The sequence below is a fragment of the Aristaeella hokkaidonensis genome (genome assembly GCF_018128945.1).
Lineage (GTDB): Bacteria > Bacillota > Clostridia > Christensenellales > Aristaeellaceae > Aristaeella > Aristaeella hokkaidonensis.
In genome coordinates, this window is record NZ_CP068393.1 from 2306914 (window position 1) to 2325052 (window position 18139).

23 protein-coding genes are annotated in these 18139 nt (G+C 56.0%); 11 read left to right on the plus strand and 12 right to left on the minus strand.

Features of this window, described 5'->3' with window-relative positions:
* Window positions 1-16: 16 nt before the first annotated feature.
* A complete protein-coding gene (locus tag JYE49_RS10500; RefSeq protein ID WP_093957534.1) occupies window positions 17-1198 on the plus strand; it encodes a diaminopropionate ammonia-lyase in 1182 nt (393 codons plus the stop codon).
* Entirely contained in the window at window positions 1195-1833 is a 639-nt protein-coding gene (locus JYE49_RS10505; protein ID WP_093957533.1) for a YczE/YyaS/YitT family protein, read from the plus strand. The genes JYE49_RS10500 and JYE49_RS10505 overlap by 4 nt, the downstream gene beginning before the upstream one ends.
* Window positions 1834-1921: 88 nt before the next feature.
* Here JYE49_RS10505 and JYE49_RS10510 read toward each other — a convergent pair whose 3' ends face one another.
* The 3 genes from JYE49_RS10510 to JYE49_RS10520 all read right to left on the minus strand — a co-directional run bounded on the left by JYE49_RS10510 (window position 1922) and on the right by JYE49_RS10520 (window position 3981).
* A complete protein-coding gene (locus JYE49_RS10510; protein WP_093957532.1) occupies window positions 1922-2290 on the minus strand; it encodes an ACT domain-containing protein in 369 nt (122 codons plus the stop codon).
* Window positions 2291-2563: 273 nt separating this feature from the next.
* A complete protein-coding gene (locus JYE49_RS10515; RefSeq protein WP_093957531.1) occupies window positions 2564-3493 on the minus strand; it encodes an aldo/keto reductase in 930 nt (309 codons plus the stop codon).
* Window positions 3490-3981 carry a VOC family protein gene (locus JYE49_RS10520; RefSeq protein ID WP_093957530.1) on the minus strand — a complete coding sequence of 164 codons (492 nt, stop codon included), beginning with the start codon at window positions 3979-3981 and terminating at the stop codon, window positions 3490-3492. Before JYE49_RS10520 ends, JYE49_RS10515 begins: the two co-directional genes overlap by 4 nt.
* 225 nt (window positions 3982-4206) lie before the next feature.
* Here JYE49_RS10520 and JYE49_RS10525 point away from each other — a divergent pair, with 225 nt between their 5' ends.
* Both JYE49_RS10525 and JYE49_RS10530 read left to right on the plus strand, forming a co-directional pair.
* A complete protein-coding gene (locus JYE49_RS10525) occupies window positions 4207-4899 on the plus strand; it encodes an AzlC family ABC transporter permease (RefSeq protein WP_093957529.1) in 693 nt (230 codons plus the stop codon).
* A complete protein-coding gene (locus JYE49_RS10530) occupies window positions 4896-5216 on the plus strand; it encodes a branched-chain amino acid transporter permease (RefSeq protein WP_093957528.1) in 321 nt (106 codons plus the stop codon). Before JYE49_RS10525 ends, JYE49_RS10530 begins: the two co-directional genes overlap by 4 nt.
* A gap of 155 nt (window positions 5217-5371) precedes the next feature.
* Here JYE49_RS10530 and JYE49_RS10535 read toward each other — a convergent pair whose 3' ends face one another.
* The 5 genes from JYE49_RS10535 to JYE49_RS10555 all read right to left on the minus strand — a co-directional run bounded on the left by JYE49_RS10535 (window position 5372) and on the right by JYE49_RS10555 (window position 9482).
* Complete coding sequence (locus JYE49_RS10535; protein ID WP_093957527.1) at window positions 5372-5917, minus strand: glutathione peroxidase; 546 nt, start codon at window positions 5915-5917, stop codon at window positions 5372-5374.
* A 142-nt stretch (window positions 5918-6059) separates the two neighbouring features.
* Window positions 6060-7214, minus strand: a complete 1155-nt coding sequence (gene rbr / locus JYE49_RS10540; protein WP_093957526.1) for a rubrerythrin — start codon at window positions 7212-7214, stop codon at window positions 6060-6062.
* Window positions 7215-7217: 3 nt separating this feature from the next.
* On the minus strand, window positions 7218-7871 hold the full coding sequence (locus JYE49_RS10545) for a rubredoxin-like domain-containing protein (protein ID WP_093957525.1): 654 nt from the start codon (window positions 7869-7871) through the stop codon (window positions 7218-7220).
* Between the two features lie 109 nt (window positions 7872-7980).
* Window positions 7981-9165, minus strand: coding sequence for an MFS transporter (locus tag JYE49_RS10550; RefSeq protein ID WP_093957524.1), 1185 nt, complete (start codon window positions 9163-9165; stop codon window positions 7981-7983).
* A 2-nt stretch (window positions 9166-9167) separates the two neighbouring features.
* Window positions 9168-9482 carry a hypothetical protein gene (locus tag JYE49_RS10555; protein WP_179217346.1) on the minus strand — a complete coding sequence of 105 codons (315 nt, stop codon included), beginning with the start codon at window positions 9480-9482 and terminating at the stop codon, window positions 9168-9170.
* 428 nt (window positions 9483-9910) lie between these two features.
* Here JYE49_RS10555 and JYE49_RS10560 point away from each other — a divergent pair, with 428 nt between their 5' ends.
* From JYE49_RS10560 to JYE49_RS10570, 3 genes are read left to right on the plus strand one after another with little or no spacing between them, the layout of a single operon-like run.
* Window positions 9911-10306: a GNAT family N-acetyltransferase gene (locus JYE49_RS10560; RefSeq protein ID WP_093957523.1), complete on the plus strand. Its 396-nt coding sequence runs from the start codon at window positions 9911-9913 to the stop codon at window positions 10304-10306.
* Between the two features lie 18 nt (window positions 10307-10324).
* Complete coding sequence (locus tag JYE49_RS10565; RefSeq protein WP_093957522.1) at window positions 10325-10852, plus strand: TlpA family protein disulfide reductase; 528 nt, start codon at window positions 10325-10327, stop codon at window positions 10850-10852.
* Window positions 10849-11334 (plus strand): GNAT family N-acetyltransferase, encoded by a 486-nt coding sequence (locus JYE49_RS10570; RefSeq protein WP_304582835.1) that lies wholly within the window; start codon window positions 10849-10851, stop codon window positions 11332-11334. Before JYE49_RS10565 ends, JYE49_RS10570 begins: the two co-directional genes overlap by 4 nt.
* A gap of 65 nt (window positions 11335-11399) precedes the next feature.
* Here the strand turns inward: JYE49_RS10570 and JYE49_RS10575 are convergent, their stop codons facing one another.
* Together JYE49_RS10575 and JYE49_RS10580 are read right to left on the minus strand one after the other, a co-directional pair.
* Window positions 11400-12248 carry a hypothetical protein gene (locus JYE49_RS10575; protein ID WP_283399395.1) on the minus strand — a complete coding sequence of 283 codons (849 nt, stop codon included), beginning with the start codon at window positions 12246-12248 and terminating at the stop codon, window positions 11400-11402.
* A gap of 127 nt (window positions 12249-12375) precedes the next feature.
* On the minus strand, window positions 12376-12666 hold the full coding sequence (locus JYE49_RS10580; RefSeq protein WP_093957520.1) for an ArsR/SmtB family transcription factor: 291 nt from the start codon (window positions 12664-12666) through the stop codon (window positions 12376-12378).
* Between the two features lie 174 nt (window positions 12667-12840).
* On the opposite strand from JYE49_RS10580, the gene JYE49_RS10585 reads away from it, so the two are divergent.
* Both JYE49_RS10585 and JYE49_RS10590 read left to right on the plus strand, forming a co-directional pair.
* On the plus strand, window positions 12841-13524 hold the full coding sequence (locus tag JYE49_RS10585; RefSeq protein ID WP_093957519.1) for an MBL fold metallo-hydrolase: 684 nt from the start codon (window positions 12841-12843) through the stop codon (window positions 13522-13524).
* Between the two features lie 150 nt (window positions 13525-13674).
* On the plus strand, window positions 13675-14673 hold the full coding sequence (locus tag JYE49_RS10590) for a helix-turn-helix domain-containing protein (RefSeq protein ID WP_179217345.1): 999 nt from the start codon (window positions 13675-13677) through the stop codon (window positions 14671-14673).
* Window positions 14674-14726: 53 nt separating this feature from the next.
* On the opposite strand, the gene JYE49_RS10595 is transcribed toward JYE49_RS10590, so the two are convergent.
* Together JYE49_RS10595 and JYE49_RS10600 are read right to left on the minus strand one after the other, a co-directional pair.
* Window positions 14727-14912, minus strand: a complete 186-nt coding sequence (locus JYE49_RS10595) for a hypothetical protein (RefSeq protein ID WP_093957517.1) — start codon at window positions 14910-14912, stop codon at window positions 14727-14729.
* A 4-nt stretch (window positions 14913-14916) separates the two neighbouring features.
* Window positions 14917-15435 (minus strand): helix-turn-helix domain-containing protein, encoded by a 519-nt coding sequence (locus tag JYE49_RS10600; RefSeq protein WP_093957516.1) that lies wholly within the window; start codon window positions 15433-15435, stop codon window positions 14917-14919.
* A gap of 295 nt (window positions 15436-15730) precedes the next feature.
* Between JYE49_RS10600 and JYE49_RS10605 the strand changes: the two genes are divergently transcribed.
* Both JYE49_RS10605 and JYE49_RS10610 read left to right on the plus strand, forming a co-directional pair.
* On the plus strand, window positions 15731-16834 hold the full coding sequence (locus JYE49_RS10605) for a hypothetical protein (RefSeq protein ID WP_093957515.1): 1104 nt from the start codon (window positions 15731-15733) through the stop codon (window positions 16832-16834).
* A gap of 185 nt (window positions 16835-17019) precedes the next feature.
* Entirely contained in the window at window positions 17020-18123 is a 1104-nt protein-coding gene (locus JYE49_RS10610; RefSeq protein WP_093957514.1) for a hypothetical protein, read from the plus strand.
* Window positions 18124-18139: the final 16 nt, after the last annotated feature.

Consider the following 18139-nt stretch of genomic DNA (forward strand, 5'->3'; position numbering starts at 1 on the left):
AAGGAGCAAAGCCGCTGTGAAAGAACTACATTTCGACCGGATCAGCGTCCTGAGTCAGGAGCCTGTTCCCAACGGGGATATAGCCACCTTCTCTGATGCAAAGGCAGCGGAGACCCTCCGTTTCCACAGAAGCATCCCGGTTTATGCTGAAACCCGGCTTGTCTCCATGCAAAGCCTGGCCGAACAGGCACAGGTCAGGGCGATATTCGTCAAGGACGAATCATCCCGTTTCGGCCTCAAGGCCTTCAAGGGACTGGGCGGAAGCTACTGCATGTTCCGCATCCTCTGCGAACGGTTCGGCCTGAACCCGGCGGAAGCGGATTATACTTCCTTCCTCCGGGAGGATATCCGGAAGGCCTGCGGGGAAATCACCTTTGCCACCGCCACGGACGGCAACCACGGCAAGGGCGTCTCCTGGGCGGCGAAGCTGTTCGGCTGCAAGGCCCGGGTGTTCATGCCGAAGGGAACCGTGGAGGCCAGGCGCCTGGCCATTGAGGAAGCCGGTTCCGCCATCGCGGAAATCACAGAATGGAACTATGACCACACAGTGCGGTATGCTGCCTCCCTGGCAGAACAGAACGGCTGGATCCTGATCCAGGATACCGCCTGGGACGGCTATGAGCAGTATCCGGCCTGGATCATTGAAGGCTACCTGACCCTGGCGGCAGAAGCCGTCAGCCAGATGAACGGCCTTTCCCCGACACACATTTTCCTGCAGGCCGGCGTCGGCTCCATGGCCGCCGGAATCGAGGCCTATTTCATCAACCTGAATAAAGAAAACCCGCCGCTGGTCTCTATCGTGGAGCCTAAAGCATCCGCCTGCATCTATGAGTCCGCGCTGGCCGGAGACGGAAAAGCCCATACCGTCGCCGGGAATCCTGTCACCATCATGGCCGGGCTGAACTGCGGGACGCCCTGCAGCACCATCTGGCCCATTCTCCGGGACTGCTCCGCTTATTTCTGCGCCTGCGATGACGCGGTCACGGAGCAGGGTATGCGCGCCTACGCGCACCCTGCCGGAACGGATACCGCCGTCGTTTCCGGGGAGTCCGGCGCCGTCACCTACGGATTGCTGCTGTCCATCCTGGAGTCAGAAGAACTCCGTTCCCTGTTCCGGATCAACAAAGATTCCGTCGTGCTCCTGATCAGCACCGAAGGCGATACGGATCCCGACGGATACAGGAGGGTTGTGGAATGATAAAGCAAGTCAGGCAGTACGGCATTTTCCTGATCGGCCTGTTCATCGCAGCCCTGGGAGTCGCTTTTTCCACCAAAGCCGGGCTCGGCACCTCACCGGTAGCCTCCGTACCTTATACCGTATCACTGGTTCTTACGCAGCTTTCCTTCGGCTGGTGGATGATCATCATGAGCCTCATCCAGATCCTGGTGCAGGTGCTTCTGCTCCGGAAAAAGTGCAAACCCTTTGAGATTCTGGTGCAGGTTATTGTCGCCTTTGTTTACGGTTCCCTGACCGACTTCTGCTGCGGCCTGCTGCAGGGCCTGAACCCGGTTTCCTATCCGGCCCGGTTTGCCCTGATGCTGGTTGGCTGTGTGGTGCTTGGCCTGGGTATCTGGATCCAGTACAAGGGTGGCGCAGCCATGCTGGCCGGTGAAGCCATGAACCGGGCGATCAGCCAGGTTACCGGCAAGCGCTATGAGAATATCAAGATTTTCTTTGACGTGTTCTATATTGTGGTCTCCGGGATCCTCTCCCTGGTCTTCCTCGGAAAGTTCGCCGGAGTCCGGGAAGGCAGCATCATCGCGGCGCTGCTGATTGGGAATATTATTAAATGCTATAACAAACTATATAACAGATTCTGCAAAAAAGCCTGACTGACAAAAAGGCGGCAAGTGCGTGACTGCTGTGACTGAAAGTCTGTCCCACTGTCATACACTTGCCGCTTTTGTTATGTGTACGATATTATTCCGCGACCTCGTACCCTGCTGCACTCAGCACAGCCAGGGCTTTTTCGTAGTTCTCTTCTTTTACAAGCACATAATCCGTATTGTAGGTGGATACGGCGAAGATGCCGATCTTGTTTTCCGCCAGGATGGCGGTAATCGGAGCCAGGATCCCGATCAGGGAAAAGTCCAGTGTTCCCTCAATCCGGAATCCCCGCCATCCGTCTTCCCGGGCGATGGTATTTGCCGGGGTACTTTCCGTCCTGCACACCAGGGAAAGCTCCTCATCCGTCCTGCCGATAAAATAGAAATCCGCGTTCAGGTCAATGTGCTCCGTGGAGTCCAGCTTGCACACCGTCAGCGCATATGGCAGTTTCTTCAGCTTCATGTTTGTTCCCGCTTCCTTCTTTGATTAAAGGTATTATACAGGGAGATCAACCGTGCCTGCAAGAAAATCGCGCGGGCACGTGACAGGGGGACAGACTTTCAGTCACATTCTTTTTCAAGAATAGTGACAGAGAGTCAGTCCCCAGCAGTCACATGCTCCGCGCGAAGTTACTATCACATTCGCCTCTGGCGAATATTTCACATTTGACGAAGTCAAATATTTCATATGGATCGAAGATCCATATTTCACATCGCGAAGCGATATTTCATTGCGTCAGGGAAGGAACTTTCCAGACGCCAGATACAGCTGGTACCATTCCTGGTGTGTCAGTTCCACATTCGCCGCGGCACAGATCTCTTTCAGGTGCTGCGGATTCATGGTGCCCGCGATGGCCTGCATCTTTGCCGGATGGCGCAGGATCCACGCGATGGCAATGGCGGTCTTCGTCACGCCGTATTTTTCTCCCAGCTCGCCCAGCACCTTGTTCAGTTCCGGGAAGTCCGGATGATCCACGAAGCAGCCGCCGAACATGCCGAACTGCAGCGGAGACCAGGCCTGGATCGTGATGTCGTGCAGGCGGCAATAGTCCAGCACGCCGTTGTCCCGGCTGATGGACCGGTCGGTGGTCAGGTTGTTCAGATACAGGCCGCCGTCAATCAGCTGGCTCTGATCCAGGGAGAACTGCAGCTGGTTGAATACCAGGGGCTGCTTCACATACTTCTTCAGTAGTTCCAGCTGTCCGGGCGTCACGTTGCTCACGCCGAAATGCCGCACCTTGCCGCTTGCCGCCAGCTTGTCAAAGGCTTCCGCCACCTCTTCCGGATCAAACAGCAGGTCCGGGCGGTGGAGCAGCAGGGCATCCAGGTAGTCGGTCTTCAGCCGGCGCAGGCTCGCCTCGGCGTTTTCCACGATATAGTCCCTGCTCCAGTTGAACTCTCTCGGATCCCTGCTGATACCGCACTTGCTCTGCAGGTATACGTCCTCCCGCTTCAGGCCGGTCAGCGGGAACGCGTCGCCGAAGCGCTTTTCCGCCTCGCCGTCCTTGCCGTAGCAGGTGGCGTGGTCAAAGAAGTTGACGCCCTCTTCCACCGCGGTGCGGATCATGTCCGCCGCCTTCTGCGTATCCAGTGAGGGCATGCGCATGCAGCCCAGGATAACCGCGGAGATATTCTGCGGTCCGTTCTTCACATTGATGTATTTCATTTAGCTTCCCTCCTCCGGCTGTCCCCGGGCGCGTAGCTTTCCAGCAGTTCGATAATACACTTCAGGTCCGGGGCATCCAGGTAATTGTATTCCCCGTTTCCGTCTCCGTAAGTGCCGTGCTGCACCAGCCGCAGGCCCGCTGCCTCGGCGTTGGCCACCTGCGCGGCGGAGTCTTTCACCTGGAAGGCCAGGTGGTGCATGCCTTCGCCATGCTCGTTCAGGAAGTTCCGCCAGGTGGAAGGCTCCTCGTTGGGCTGGATCAGCTCAATCTGCAGTCCCGGGTTCACGTCAATGAACGCCAGCAGGGAATTCGCCTTCGGCGCGGGCTTTCCCTCAAAGACGGTCTGCATGACCTCATAATCGCCGCAGGGCTGCGTTTCCGGCACGTCCACGCCGAGGAATTCCGCCCACTTTCTCTTCGTTTCCTCAATATCTTTGACAATGAATCCAACCTGGGCTACCAGATGGGTTCCCACAACACCGGCCATTTTATCTCCTCCTTCTGCTTTCCGGAGCGCCTTTTTTTCTGCTGTCAGTATACCGTTCCTGACCGCTGTCCCGCTTCTCATTTTTTGACCGGCCGCCCTTCATTTTTTGCGTCGTTTTTTCGTGCAGAACAAAAACTTGACATGGAGTACGCTTCAAGGCATAGCATAGGGTGAAATCGCGGAGCGGAAATCCTGTCCCTCCGCCGAAAGGAACCGTTCTTTCGGATGAAGACTGTCAAAGCTGCTTTTGTCAAATCCCTGCCGGTCATGGCGGGATACGTTATCCTGGGCATCGGGTTCGGCATCCTCGCCTGGAACGGCGGGTACGGCCTGCCCTGGGTCCTGGCCATGAGCCTGCTGATTTACGCGGGCTCCATGCAATATGTGGGCGTCGGCCTGCTGGCCGGCGGCGCCTCTGTGCTCACCGTAATTCTGACCACGATCATGGTCAACGCCCGGCACCTTTTCTACAGCATTTCCATGTTCGGCCACTACAAGGACGCCGGACGATACAAACCCTATCTCATTTTCGGCCTGACCGACGAAACCTATTCCCTGCTCTGCGACGGGAAAACCCCGGAGGGCACGGATCCGCACCGGTTCCGCTTCCTGGTTTCCCTCTTCAACCAGTCCTACTGGGTGCTGGGCAGCATCCTGGGCAGCCTCGCGGGCAGCGTGCTTCCCTTCTCCGCCGCAGGCATTGAGTTTTCCATGACTGCCCTGTTCATCGCGTCCTTCACGGAGCAGTGGATCGAAACAAAGGATCGCCTGCCTGCCCTCACCGGCCTGCTGGGCACCCTGCTGTGCCTGCTGGTCTTCGGGCCGGAAGGCTTCCTGATCCCCGCCATGTGCCTGATCACCCTGCTGCTGACCCTGTTCAGGAGCACGATCTCCGCCGGAAGGAAGGTGAGCGAATGAGCGTCTCCCATTCCGCCGTCCTGGTGGCGGTCATGTCCCTGGTGACCATCCTGCTCCGGGCGCTTCCCTTCCTGGTTTTCCGGAAGAAAACCCCGGACTATATTGCCTACCTGGGCAAGGTGCTTCCCCCGGCCATCATCGGCATGCTGGTGATCTACTGCCTCAAGGATACAAAAATCAGCTCCGCGCCTTTCGGCGTTCCGGAGCTGATCTCTGCCCTGCTGGTGGTTCTCCTGCAGGCCTGGAAAAGGAATGTGCTGGTGAGTATCCTGGCAGGAACGGTATGCTATATGGCACTGATACACTTTGTATTCTAATTCAGAATTATGAATTCAGAATTCAGAATTATTACTCTGATTAACCAATCTGCCTGTGAGTCTTCATAATGATTCACGTTGCAGCTCTGTGTCATTCCGACTGAAGGCGCAGCCGTAATGGAGGAATCCCTTGCTACGTCCGGAGGACGCCGATATCACAGTGCGGCTTCGACCGCTGCTTTCACATCTTTCATGTCGGTAGTGGGCTCAAACCGGGCGATAACCTGGCCTTCCCGGTTCACCAGGAACTTGGTGAAATTCCACTTGATATACGCCTTGTCGCCGAAGGACTTGTTGTTCATATCGGCAAACTTGTTCAGGGCTGCGTTCTTCAGTCCTTTGCCGAAACCGGTGAAGGGCTTTTCTGTTGCCAGGAAAGCAAACAGCGGATCAGCGTTCTCCCCGTTCACGTCAATCTTGGCGAACTGCGGGAAATCCGTGCCGTACTTCAGGGTGCAGAACTGGTGAATCTCATCCTCGCTTCCGGGCGCCTGGTTGGCGAACTGGTTGCAGGGGAAGTCCAGGATCTCCAGTCCCTTCTCCTTCAGTTCCTTATACATCGCTTCCAGGGGCTCATAATGCGGAGTGAAGCCGCAGCCGGTGGCCGTGTTCACGATCAGCAGCACCTTGCCCTCATAGTCCTTCAGGCTGACAGCCTGTCCCTGCCGGTCCTTCACGGTGAAATCATATACAGTCTTCATAAGCATGATTGCTCCTTTCACTATCTTTGATACGATTGTATTTTATCAAAGATAATTTAAATGTCAACCCTCAATCTTCAAAAAAGTGAATTTTGGACAAATAAAGGCCGGGAGAACGCTCTCCCGGCCGCTTGCAAATGCATCAATAGTTTTCCGCGTGGATCTCGAAATAGCTCTGGGGATGGGCGCAGACCGGGCAGATTTCCGGCGCCTTGGTGCCCACCACGATGTGGCCGCAGTTCCGGCATTCCCAGACCTTGACCTCGCTCTTCGCGAAGACTTCCTGGGCTTCCACATTCCGCAGCAGGGCGCGGTAGCGCTCCTCATGGTGCTTCTCGATAGCTGCCACCATGCGGAACTTGGCCGCCAGCTCGGTAAAGCCTTCCTTCTCCGCGGTCACGGCGAAGCCTTCATACATATCGGTCCACTCATAGTTCTCCCCGTCCGCCGCGGCGGCCAGGTTTTCGGCGGTGCTGCCGATGCCGTTCAGTTCCTTGAACCAGATCTTCGCGTGCTCCTTCTCGTTCTCCGCGGTCTGCAGGAACAGGGCCGCAATCTGTTCAAAGCCTTCCTTCTTTGCTTTGGAGGCGAAGTAGGTATATTTGTTCCGGGCCTGGGACTCGCCGGCAAAAGCCGCTTCCAGGTTCTTCTCAGTCTGCGTGCCCGCGTAGGGGTTGCTCTTCGCCGCTTCCACCTTCACAAACACAGAGCCGGGCTGTTTGCACACCGGGCAGGTGAATCCTTCCGGCAGGGGTCCTTCATGTACGTATCCGCAGATCGGGCATTTCCATTTTTCCATTTTTATATCCTCCTTTTTATGTTCAGGTTCATTGAACGGCAGTTTTGCCAGCAGCGTTTTCACCGCCTCCGCGGGGAAGCCGTCTCCTTCCCGGGACAGCAGCTCCTGCAGGAACTGCTTCACATTGCCGCTCTGGGGCAGCATATAGCCTGCCTCCCGCAGCAGATCCTCCGCCATGATCCGGTTGGATCTCTCCAGCGCTTTTGCCAGCTTTCCGGGCAGCAGGGCCGCCAGCTGCTCCTGCTCCGACTTGGATGAAACCAGGCTCCGCAGCGCCGCGATCACCGCTTCCTTCTTTTCCTGCTGCGGCGGGTACTCCTTCGGCACCATGCTGATGGCTCCGGCCGGGCAGGCGTCCGCGCAGGCGCCGCAGCCGATGCACTTTTCAGCGTCAATCACGCTGTTTTCCGTGTCCGACGCGCCGGTAGGGCAGACGTAGAGGCACAGGCAGTCTTTTTCGCATTTCCGGACGTTCCGGACCGCTATCCGATCACTCATCGCTTACCCTCCGATCTTTTCAAATTTGAAGTTCGGCACCTTGCAGACCGGGCAGACGTCGGGAAGATCATTCCCCACATAGACGAAGCCGCAGATTGTGCAGACGTACACCTGCGTATCCGTCAGCATCGCCTCTCCCTCCTGCGCGTACCGGGTCAGCAGGGACTTGAGGATGCGCGTCACCTTCTCGCTCCAGGTGAGGGCTCGCAGCGCGCCCCGGTCTCCCTCCTGGCGGGAAACGGCGTTCACCGCCGGGAAGCCGGATTCCAGGTCGGCATTCACCTTCTCCAGCAGCTTTTCAAAGGACGCGTCCGTCACCGTCCGCTCCTGGCCGCCAAACCAGGCCGCCAGGCCGGTAAAGGCTTCCGCCAGCTCCGCCTTGTACTGCTTTTCGCAGCCCTTGGCCAGGTTGGAGCACAGGGCGCTGACCTCTGCAGCCGTCAGCGGCTTCAGCTCGGTTTCAGCCGCCGGGGCAGCCGCTTCCGCGCTGCCGGAAGCTTGTCCTTCCGGCACGAAGTCCGACTTTGCCGCGCCGCACAGGGGACATTTCCAGTCCTCCGGCAGCTCCGCCCAGGGGATTTTCTCTTTTGCCTCGTCATATACATAGCCGCAGACGGAACAGATATACCTCACCGGATCCTCACTCCCTTTCGTCATTTCTTATTCCGCAGCTTTTTCTCACAGTTCCATACTAAACGTTGGAGTATACTCTAAGTCAACAACAAAAAAAGGACGATGAGAAAACTCTCATCGTCCGTCTTTGACTTTATTTGTTTTCCTTTGCTTTCCTGTTCAGCAGCACCAGTGCGATGATCAGTACCAGCGGGAAGATGCTTCCGGCCAGCATGCCGGTCTGCAGGTTGTCCCCGGCCTGCTGTGTCACTGTGCCCACCAGGCTGGGGCCGAAGGCGCCGCCCAGGTCGCCCGCCATGGCCAGCAGGGCAAACAGCGCCGTACCGCCCGTAGGAATCCGGGGCGATGTAATGCTGATCGTTCCCGGCCACATGATGCCCACGGAGAAGCCACAGCACACGCACCCGATCAGGCCCAGCACCGGGCTGGAGGACAGGCAGGCCAGCAGGTAGCAGCACAGGCACAGGACGCCGGAGCCGATCATGAACTTTGTCAGGTCCATCTTCGGGCCGAACTTCCCGTAGATCACCCGGCAGATACCCATGGTAACGGCGAACAGGCAGGGGCCGATCAGGTCGCCCACGGTTTTGGAAAAGCCCAGGGCCGCCTCCGTGAAGGCGGACGCCCACTGGGCCATGGCCAGCTCGGAAGCCCCGGCGCAGACCATCAGCACAATGGCGATCCAGAAGATCCGCAGCTTGAACAGGCCGCGGATGGTCATGCCCTTTCCTTCCTCCGTCAGCCGCTCAATGGGACAGGTGGCAAAATTATAGATGTTATACAGCGGCACCAGGGCCCAGATGCAGGCCAGCCACTTCCAGTTGTCGATGCCGAACACCGCGAAGAAGGCCGTGGACAGCAGGATCACGCCCACGCAGCCCCAGCAGTAGAAGGAGTGCAGCAGGCTCATCACCGCGTCCTTGTGGTCAAAGGGGCAGGCCTCCACGATGGGACTCACCAGGACCTCGATCAGGCCGCTGCCGATAGCGTAGATCACCACGCAGATCAGGATGCCGATGAAGGGATCCCCGAACAGGTCCGGGATAAAGGCCAGGCCGGCCAAACCCAGGCAGGAGGTGACTTCCGACATGACAATACTGCGCCGGTACCCGATGGAGTCCACGAACTTTGCGCACAGCACGTCCACCAGCAGCTGGGTCAGGAAAAAGGCCGTGGGGATCAGGGCAATCTGGCCCAGCGGGATTGCGTAATCCGTATGCAGCTTCAGGAACAGAAGCGGCGCAAAATTGGCGGCAATCGCCTGGGTGATAAAGCCCAGGTAGCACGCCAGCAGGGTCTTCCGGTAATTCTTTTCCATGCTTATTCCTCTTCCTCGTTTTTCCACCGGGTCTCGCTGTTCAGCCAGCGGGTATAGCCCCACTGTGCCTCCTGGCTTTCCTTTTTCTTCTTCCAGGCTTCTATATCCGAGCAGATGGCCAGCATCTCATCCACCACCATTTCCACGCTGCGGGGACGGACGTGATACAGCCAGTCCGTCATCCGGTCGATGGCTTTGGGGCTTCCCAGCTGCTTTGCCAGCAGGTCCGCGAACTCTTCCGGAAAGCCGAGGGATTTAATCGTCCCCGCCAGCCGGTCCCGGGCCTGGGCCCACATTCTCTGATTCGGTGTCGCCATACATTATTCTCCCAACAAAACTTATACGGATTATAACTGAATAATTCATAATTCACAATTCATAATTCATAATGAGTATGTCGCTAACACATATGATATGAATAAACCGCTGCGAATACAGTGTCATCCCGGGGTTCGTTCCGCCCGGAATGACAGCCTTTGTGCTTATCCCGGCACACCGGACTAACCCAACCAGGCCGTAACAATATATAATTATGAATTATGAATTGTGAATTATGAATTCAGCCGGCACCGCCGGTTCTTGTCGTTCCCCGGCAGGACTTCTCCCCCGCCGCAGCGGATAATTATGAATTATGAATTGTGAATTATGAATTTGCCGGCACCAGCAGTTCCTGCTGTTGTCGGCAGGACTTCCCCTTCTCCGTATCGAAAAAAGAAAGGCATTACCCTTCAGGAGAAACAGAACCATGAACTATCGAATTGTTGAAAACGCGGAAAACATGAAGCTGGAGGATATTGTCCGGCTTTTGCGGATGACCTACTGGGCGGACAAGCGGCCCGAGGAGACCATTGAAAAATCCATCCGGGAGTCTGACTGTTTCGGCATTTATACCGACACCACAGACCAGCTCATCGGTTTCGCCCGGGTCATCAGCGACCACGCCACCGCCTACTATCTCTGCGACGTGATCATTGATCCGGAATACCGGGGAAACGGCCTGGGCAAAGCCCTGGTTTCCCACATCGTTTCCCGGCCGGAGTACGCCGGCCTGCACGGCTTCCTGTTCACCCGGGACGCCCACGGCCTGTATGAGCAGTACGGTTTCCAGCTGGCGGTCGGCCGGTCCATGGAAAGAAGATAATCAGAGGAGGATAAAAACATGAAAAAACTGACAACCATCGCCCTGATCCTGGTCATGGTATTCACCCTGGCTGTATCCGGTGCCCACGCGGATCCGGAAGCCATGTACGGGCTGCCCTTTCCCGATTTCTCGGTCAAGACCATTGACGGAAATACCTTCACCCTTTCCGAATCCCTGAAAACCCATGACCTGGTGGTGATCAACTTCTGGGCCACCTGGTGCGAACCCTGCTGCATGGAATTCCCTTACCTGCAGGAAGCCTGGGAAAAGTACGCGGACCGGGTGGACGTCATCGCCATGAGCATTGAAAGAACCGATACCGAAAGATATCTCCAAAACTTTGCGAAGAAGAACGGCCTCACCTTCCCCATCGGCCGTGACGAGAAAAAACTGCTGGACAAGATGCATGGCGACGCCATCCCCACCACCCTGATTGTGGACCGGGACGGAAAAGTTGTGTCCGTGGATGTCGGGGCGAAAATGTCCGTTGAGGACTTCACTGACCTCTTCGACAGCCTGCTGAATGAAGTTCCGGTGGAACTGTGAGAAAAGGGACAGAAATGATCAGATGCCATCAACCAACCCTGGATGAATTATGGTTCCGGGAAAGCCTTATGGCCGATCCGGAGACCATGTCCTACAATAACGCCTGGGGCGGAACCATTCCCTTTCCCCGGAAAAAATGGGAAAGCTGGTATCAATACTGGATCGGAAACCCGGAAGGAAAGCGGTTTTACCGCTACCTGCTGGATGAAGAAACCGGGGAATTTGTAGGCGAGATCGCCTGGCACCTGGATGAAAAGCGGAACATCCATATCTGCGACGTGATCATCCTTGCGAAATACCGGAACCGGGGTTACGGCTCGGAAGGCATCCGGCTGCTCTGCGAAGCGGCGAAAAGGAGCGGGATCGCCATCCTGTATGACGACATCGCCGCGGATAATCCCTCCTGGAAGCTGTTCCTCAAAAACGGATTTGAGATCAGCTCCCGGGACGACGAAGTGGTCATGGTCCGCAAAGTGCTGTAAACCATATAAAAAGGGAGACGGTCAAACCGTCTCCCTCTTTTTGTCTGTGAATACCGTTCAGGTTCTTATTCCGCCGGAGCGAAGAAGCTGATCGGGGTCGCGCCGCTCAGGGCGTCCTGCGCCAGCAGGGTGATCGGAGCCACCTCGATGTGCAGGGTTTCGAACTTCGCTTCATAGCCGCCCTCGGTCTTGAAGGCAACGGTCATGCTGTAGCCGGCTTCGATTTCTTCCGCGGATACGGTGCGGGTCACCACGTAGGTGGCGTCGGCAGCAAAGCCGTTCACCGCGTAGTTGGGGCCCTTTTCGCCGGTCAGGTTGTCGACCAGGTACAGCTCCGTGACCGTCTCGCCGGTCTTGTTGCAGAAGGTGTAGGTGCCGGTCTGGGCTTTCGCGGCCTTGGCAGCGGCCACAATACCCCGCATGTAGCCCCAGGTGTCGGCGGTGGTGGCGCCGGTGACGGCGTCAATGAACTCCGCCTTGGTTTCCTCAGTATATCCGTTCACAGCGGCTTCCAGTTCCGCGATGGTCTTGCCCTTCGCGAAAGCTTCGATCGCGTTGAAGTTCGCGGCAATCTGCACGGTGGAACCGGCGCGCTGCATGTTCAGGCTGTACAGGTCGCTGTTCGCCCGCTTGGAGCCCAGCACCTGGCCTTCGGGATAGCTCTGGCCGAAAGCGCCCTCGCTGTTCGGCACGCCGACAGCCTTCAGATCTTCCCGGTCAGTGATGAACTGGAATTCGTCGATCTTCGCAGCCAGGATCACGTCATCCTGCACCGCTACGGTAATCACGGCAAAGGCCTTATCACCATGGGCGGCGTAATCCACCTGGCCCATCAGGATCTCGCCCTCCGCCAGGGCGGCAGCCGCGGTCAGCAGAAGTACCAGGGAAAGGAACAGAGCAGTAATCTTCTTCATGGGTTTTTCCCTCCTTTTCACGGGACCTCGTCCCGGCTTCATTCTATCCGAACGCATACAAAAAATCAATAGAAATATTTCTATATTTCTATTGAGAAATGGATCCAATATACAGTTTTACAATCCCTTAGTCGCCGCAGTCCATCTTAGTCATCTTCTGCAGCTGGATATTCACCTTCACCATGGCTTTCCGGTCCAGGGAATAAATCGTCTTTTTCCCGTCCCTGCGGCTGGTCACAATCCCGGCCTCCGTCAGCACCTTCATATCGTGGGCCAGGGTGGGCTGGGTAATCTCAAAGCATTTCAGCAGGACGCAGCCGCACATATCCCCGCAGGAAAGCATATCCACAATCTTGACCCGCTTCGGGTCAGACAGGGCCTTAAAGATTTTCGCCATCTTCGCGTACTGGCTTTCCATCACTGTGTCCCTCCGTTCTTCTTCGCTCTTTTATCAGCATCATTGTACCAGAAAGTCCCGCCCGGCTCAATCCTGCCGCCTTCTTCTCCTGTTCCAAACATCGAAAGTATGCTACAATCTGACAGGAATATGTCATATCAATCCGGGGATATCTCCCGTCAGGAGGAAAAGAATATGAAGAAGCTCATCTGTACCGCTTTATCCCTTTTGCTGCTTTTTTCATTCTGCAGTGCCTTTGCTGATGACGTTTCCGGCAGCCATACGCTGTATTATCAGGGCCACGCAAGCCTCCGGATCACCACTGTGGAAGGAAAAGTGATTTACGTCGATCCCTATTCCGGCGATGGATATGACGTTCCCGCGGACCTGATCCTGGTCACCCACCGGCACGATGACCACAATGGCGTCCACAAAATCAAAAACCGGAATGAAGACTGCCAGGTTATCACCTGGAGAGAAGGCCTTGTCAACGGGGAATACCAGACCTTTGACCTGGGCTATGCCACAGTGGAGGCTGTCCAGGCCGGCAACAACCGGAATCACGACATAAAGGAATGCGTCGGCTGGGTCATCACCCTTTCCGGAGGAGTCACCGTCTACGCAGCCGGCGACACCTCCACAACTGAGCAGATGGCCGAACTGGGGGAACGCGATATCCATTATGCCTTCTTCCCGGTGGACGGCATCTTCAATATGGAAATGGACGAGGCGATTGCCTGCGCGGAGCTGGTGAAGGCCCGTCACAATATTCCCTATCATACCATTGGAAGCGCCCGGTTTGACCAGGCCCGGGCGGAACTGTTCCAGGCTCCGAACCTGCTGATCGTCCCCGCCGGGGAAGAAATCGTATTGGAATAAAAAATCCTCCCGGATTGCCGGGAAACCGCGAAAAATCAATAAATGCAACTGCCGGTTGCGGAATTTCCAGCCCCGTTTGATAGCCTGCAACAGCGGGATCGGGTAATCTGGGCTTGCCCGAAAGGGACAAAGCCAAGGAGGAAAACACAAATGATCTTTGCGGACAAATTAATTGATCTCAGAAAGAAGAACGGCTGGTCCCAGGAAGAACTGGCCGAGAAACTGAACGTCAGCCGGCAGGCTGTTTCCAAATGGGAAGGCGCCCAGTCCATCCCGGACATGGCGCGGATCATCCAGCTGTCTGAGCTGTTCGGCGTCAGCACCGATTACCTGCTGAAGGATAACCTGGAGCAGACAGAATCCTCCGCCGGCACCGACCTGGCCCAGGACACCGTGCCGGACGTTCCCGCCCGGACCATCGGTATGGAAGAAGCCAACGCTTTCCTGAAGATTAAGGAAGAAAACTCCCGCCGGGTGGCGCTGGGCGTGCTGCTCTGCATTCTCTCCCCGGCAGCCCTGATCCTGCTGGGCGGCATTAATGAATTCAAGCTTTGGAACTGGTCTTCGGAAGCGGCAGGCGGCGTCGGCCTCCTGGTCATGCTGCTGATGATTCTCCCGGCAGTCGGCCTGTTCATCACCGCCGGTCTCCGGATCGCCCCCTATGAGCGGCTGGAAAAGGAGCCCCTGGAAACCCTGTACGGCGTCACCGGTATGGTAAAATCCCGCCAGGAGAAGTTCCTGCCCCTGCGCAATCGCTACCTGATCATCGGCGTCCTGCTCTGCATCGCGTCCCTCATCCCGCTGTTCGTCAGCCTGGTTTTCACCAAAGGTGAATCCTTCCTGCAGGTCATCGGCATCGCCGCCATCCTGGTGCTTGCCGCCATCGGCGTGATGCTGATCGTCCGGGTGTCCATCATCTGGGGCAGCTACCAGATCCTGCTGGAGGAAGGGGATTATACCCGCGAAAGCAAGGAAAGCAATAAGCATACCAGCCTCCTCACCACCGCCTACTGGTGCCTGGTTGTCGCCATCTTCCTCCTCTGGAGCTTCCTGTCAAACGACTGGAAGAACACCTGGATCGTCTGGCCCGTCGCCGCCGTCGGCTATGTCGCCGTCGCGGGAATCATCAAGGCCCTGGAAAGAAAATAACCGCAATCGCACCAATGAAAAAGAGCGCCACTCCGGCGCTCTTTTTCGTTGGCTCATTTTCTTCTGCCTCTCACAACCACATTCAGGATGGTTCCAAGTGCTACGGCGATCATTCCGGCTGTCATCACCGAGCGCGGCGCGTCTTCCACGAACACCGAGATCAGGATCAGGGTCAGTCCCGCGATACCCAGCAGCAGCGTCACAATCATGATCAGTTTATCCAGGGTTTTCTTTTCCATCGTCTTATTCCGCCTTTTCTTTTCCAATCATCCGCATTTTGAAGGCCTGGAGCTTCATCAGCGCGCCTGTGGTATACAGCAGGCCGAAGATCATCGCGCCCACAGCAATGCCGATGGTACCGCCCTTCAGGAAACCCATCCAGAAGGTTTCAGGTACTTCCACAAACTCCATGCCGATGTTCACCGCCAGCGCGATAATTCCGAGGATGAAGAACCAGCGTACGACTTTGGTGGTCCGCTGTTTCTGGGTGTTGCTGTACTCCGCAACCTGTAATACTGTTTCCTGCATTTCCGTATTCATTTTGTTCTCACTTTTCCTTTCTCCATTAAGCATTTCCCGCAGATCCACCGCATAGAGATCTGAAAGCTCCATCAGCAGATCCAGGTCCGGCATGTTCATCCCTGTTTCCCAGCGGGACACTGTCCTCCTGGAAACATTCAGGGATTCAGCCAGTTGTTCCTGTGTAAATCCTTTTTCCTTCCGAAGGTCTTTCATGAAGGTTCCGATCTTCTGCAGATCCATGTCGGTGTCTCCTTTCGATGGCGAGTGTACCTGAATCCGCTCCCGGTGAACAGGACATAAAGTGAGCAAAAGCCCTTATTTCACCGATGGGACACACCTTGTCCCATGAGAAACCGATGACCCGAAGCATGTTCCATTATATCCTCCACGGCCTTAAAAAGAAACAAACAAACGGCTTTTCCGGGGCATTCTGTATACAAAATTTGACTTATTTGGCCTCTCTTCCTATAATAATCGTCGAATATATATGAACAGGAAAGAAATCCTGCGGAAAAAAATCAGGAGGATTAAAAAGATGAAAAAGTTACTTGCTCTGCTCATGAGCCTCATGCTGCTGTGCGGAATTGCCGCTGCCAATGCGGAAGCTGAACTGCCTTACCTGGAGACCGTCGATCAGGATATGTATATTAACCAGACCCTGCTGACGAACGAGTCTTATCCCCAGGTCTGCATTTCTCCTTTCTCCGCTTACTCCCTGTTTGAAAGCACCTATGATGAGCCCTGGTATGTTACCTTCCCCTGCCCCGAAGGCGCCCAGTGCAACGAGTTCAGCGTGGACAGCTGCAGCTTCCTGGACGTCAGCAACGCCTATCAGTATTTCTACCAGGCCACCGATTCCTACAGCTACGAAACCTTCCTGAACAAGTGCGAGGATGAAAGCAACATCATCCTGGACGGTTCCGACAAGGCTGCTGCCTACATCAGCCCCGACCGCGGCAACGCCTATGCCCTGCTGGGCCTGGACGAGATCAAGCGCGGCGCCAAGCTGTATGTCAGCGTTTCCATGGACCTCTACCGGAAGCTGCCGGAAGACAGCCGTGCACAGACGCTGACCGACTTCATCAAGGCTGAAGTGGAACGCATCAAAACCAATATGACCTGCGCTGTCAAGGACAAGTTCTGGACCGTGGACGCCTGCAAGGGTGTGAAGCTGTACAGCGTTTCCATCCCCGGCATGACCCTGGTGCAGGATCTGCCCGCTTCCATCGACTTCCACTTTGACGGCGAGACCTTCACCGCCAAGCCCTTCATCACCCGGGTTGACGGCCAGGAATTCACCGTTTACGCCTCCGCGGAAGACCGCAGCAAGTCCGTCCGCATCCAGGCGGAAATCAATTCCTACTCCTACGTGTTCTACAACCGTGAAGCGTCCGAATACACCATGGTCACCCTGGATGACGGTTCCGAATGGGGCCTGTACGTTGCCAACGACAAGGAAGGCAAGCCCTACTCCGTGTACGCTTCCCGCGTGCTGTCCGCCAAGGATGACAAGACCCTCTACTTCACCTACCAGCTCACTGTTGGCCAGGGAGGCATGGTCTGGGCTGACCTGGACGCCTTCAAGGCCGATCTGAGCACCCTGGCCCAGACGCTCCAGTTCCCCGGCCTGCCGGAATAAGTTGAATAAAACAAACCAAACGGGAATCGTCTTCAACGACGATTCCCTTTTTTCGTTAAGCGCCCACATCAATCTGCGATCGATTGTATACAAAATTTGACAGTTACGGAACCCCTCCATATAATTAACGTCGTATACAGTGAACAGAAAAGAATCCTGCGAAAAAGATGAACGGGAGGATTATGATGAAAAAGTTGCTCGCTTTGCTCATGGGACTCATGCTGCTGTGCGGCATCGCCGCCGCCAGTGCGGAAGCTGAACTGCCTTATCTGGAGACCGTCGATCAGAATATGTATTTCAACAAGACCCTGCTGACGAGCGAGTCTTATCCCCAGGTCTGCATTTCTCCTTTCTCCGCCTACTCCCTGTTTGAAAGCACATATGAAGAACCCTGGTATGTCACCTTCCCCGGCCCCGAAGGCGCCCAGTGCTGCGAGTTCGGCGTGAACAACTGCGTCTTTCTGGACGTCAGCAATGCTTATTCGTATTCATACCATGGTGCTGATTCCTACAGCTATGAAACCTTCCTGAACAAATGCCCGGATGAGAACAACATCCTCCTGGACGGTTCGGACAAGATTGCCGCCTATATTGTTCCCGATTACGGCAACGCGTTCGCGCTGTTCGGTCTGGATGAGATCAAACGCGGTGCCAAGCTGTATGTCTCTATCTCCATGGACTTGTACCGGAAGCTGCCGGAAGACAGCCGCGCACAGACGCTGACCGACCTCCTCATGGCTGAGATCGAACGCATCAAAACCAACATGACCTGCGCCGTCAACGACAAGTTCTGGACCGTGGATGCCTGCAAGGGTGCGAAGCTGCTCAGCTCTTCCATCCCCGGCATGACCATTGTTCAGGATCTGCCCGCCTCCATCGACTTCCACTTTGACGGCGAGACCTTCACCGCCAGGCCCTTCATCTCCCATGTTGATTGTGAAAAATACAACATCTACGCCGCCGCGGAAGACCGCAGCAAGTCCGTCCGCATTGAAGCGGAAATCAATTCCTTCTCCCACGTGTTCTACAACCGGGAAGCCTCCGAATACACCATGGTCACCCTGGATGACGGCAGCGAATGGGGCCTGTACGTCGCCAACGACACAGATGGCAAGCCCTACTCCGTGTACGCTTCCCGCGTGCTGTCCTCCAAAGATGACAAGACCCTCTACTTCACTTATCAGCTCACAGTCGGCCAGGGAGGCATGGTCTGGGCTGACCTGGACGCCTTCAAGGCCGATCTGAACACCCTGGTCAAGACCGTTCAGTTCCCCGGCCTGCCGGAATAATCCAACCAAAAGGATA

Bases quoted from the DNA above. Each gene is read 5' to 3' on its own strand.
- rbr (WP_093957526.1), bottom strand. From the start codon at position 7,214: ATGAGTGATCGGATAGCGGTCCGGAACGTCCGGAAATGCGAAAAAGAC.
- JYE49_RS10505 (WP_093957533.1), top strand. From the start codon at position 1,195: ATGATAAAGCAAGTCAGGCAGTACGGCATTTTCCTGATCGGCCTGTTC.
- JYE49_RS10510 (WP_093957532.1), bottom strand. From the start codon at position 2,290: ATGAAGCTGAAGAAACTGCCATATGCGCTGACGGTGTGCAAGCTGGAC.
- JYE49_RS10515 (WP_093957531.1), bottom strand. From the start codon at position 3,493: ATGAAATACATCAATGTGAAGAACGGACCGCAGAATATCTCCGCGGTT.
- JYE49_RS10520 (WP_093957530.1), bottom strand. From the start codon at position 3,981: ATGGCCGGTGTTGTGGGAACCCATCTGGTAGCCCAGGTTGGATTCATT.
- JYE49_RS10605 (WP_093957515.1), top strand. From the start codon at position 15,731: ATGAAAAAGTTACTTGCTCTGCTCATGAGCCTCATGCTGCTGTGCGGA.
- JYE49_RS10565 (WP_093957522.1), top strand. From the start codon at position 10,325: ATGAAAAAACTGACAACCATCGCCCTGATCCTGGTCATGGTATTCACC.
- JYE49_RS10575 (WP_283399395.1), bottom strand. From the start codon at position 12,248: ATGAAGAAGATTACTGCTCTGTTCCTTTCCCTGGTACTTCTGCTGACC.
- JYE49_RS10530 (WP_093957528.1), top strand. From the start codon at position 4,896: ATGAGCGTCTCCCATTCCGCCGTCCTGGTGGCGGTCATGTCCCTGGTG.
- JYE49_RS10580 (WP_093957520.1), bottom strand. From the start codon at position 12,666: ATGGAAAGCCAGTACGCGAAGATGGCGAAAATCTTTAAGGCCCTGTCT.
- JYE49_RS10595 (WP_093957517.1), bottom strand. From the start codon at position 14,912: ATGGAAAAGAAAACCCTGGATAAACTGATCATGATTGTGACGCTGCTG.
- JYE49_RS10550 (WP_093957524.1), bottom strand. From the start codon at position 9,165: ATGGAAAAGAATTACCGGAAGACCCTGCTGGCGTGCTACCTGGGCTTT.
- JYE49_RS10555 (WP_179217346.1), bottom strand. From the start codon at position 9,482: ATGGCGACACCGAATCAGAGAATGTGGGCCCAGGCCCGGGACCGGCTG.
- JYE49_RS10525 (WP_093957529.1), top strand. From the start codon at position 4,207: ATGAAGACTGTCAAAGCTGCTTTTGTCAAATCCCTGCCGGTCATGGCG.
- JYE49_RS10560 (WP_093957523.1), top strand. From the start codon at position 9,911: ATGAACTATCGAATTGTTGAAAACGCGGAAAACATGAAGCTGGAGGAT.
- JYE49_RS10535 (WP_093957527.1), bottom strand. From the start codon at position 5,917: ATGAAGACTGTATATGATTTCACCGTGAAGGACCGGCAGGGACAGGCT.
- JYE49_RS10590 (WP_179217345.1), top strand. From the start codon at position 13,675: ATGATCTTTGCGGACAAATTAATTGATCTCAGAAAGAAGAACGGCTGG.
- JYE49_RS10600 (WP_093957516.1), bottom strand. From the start codon at position 15,435: ATGGATCTGCAGAAGATCGGAACCTTCATGAAAGACCTTCGGAAGGAA.
- JYE49_RS10545 (WP_093957525.1), bottom strand. From the start codon at position 7,871: ATGACGAAAGGGAGTGAGGATCCGGTGAGGTATATCTGTTCCGTCTGC.
- JYE49_RS10585 (WP_093957519.1), top strand. From the start codon at position 12,841: ATGAAGAAGCTCATCTGTACCGCTTTATCCCTTTTGCTGCTTTTTTCA.
- JYE49_RS10610 (WP_093957514.1), top strand. From the start codon at position 17,020: ATGAAAAAGTTGCTCGCTTTGCTCATGGGACTCATGCTGCTGTGCGGC.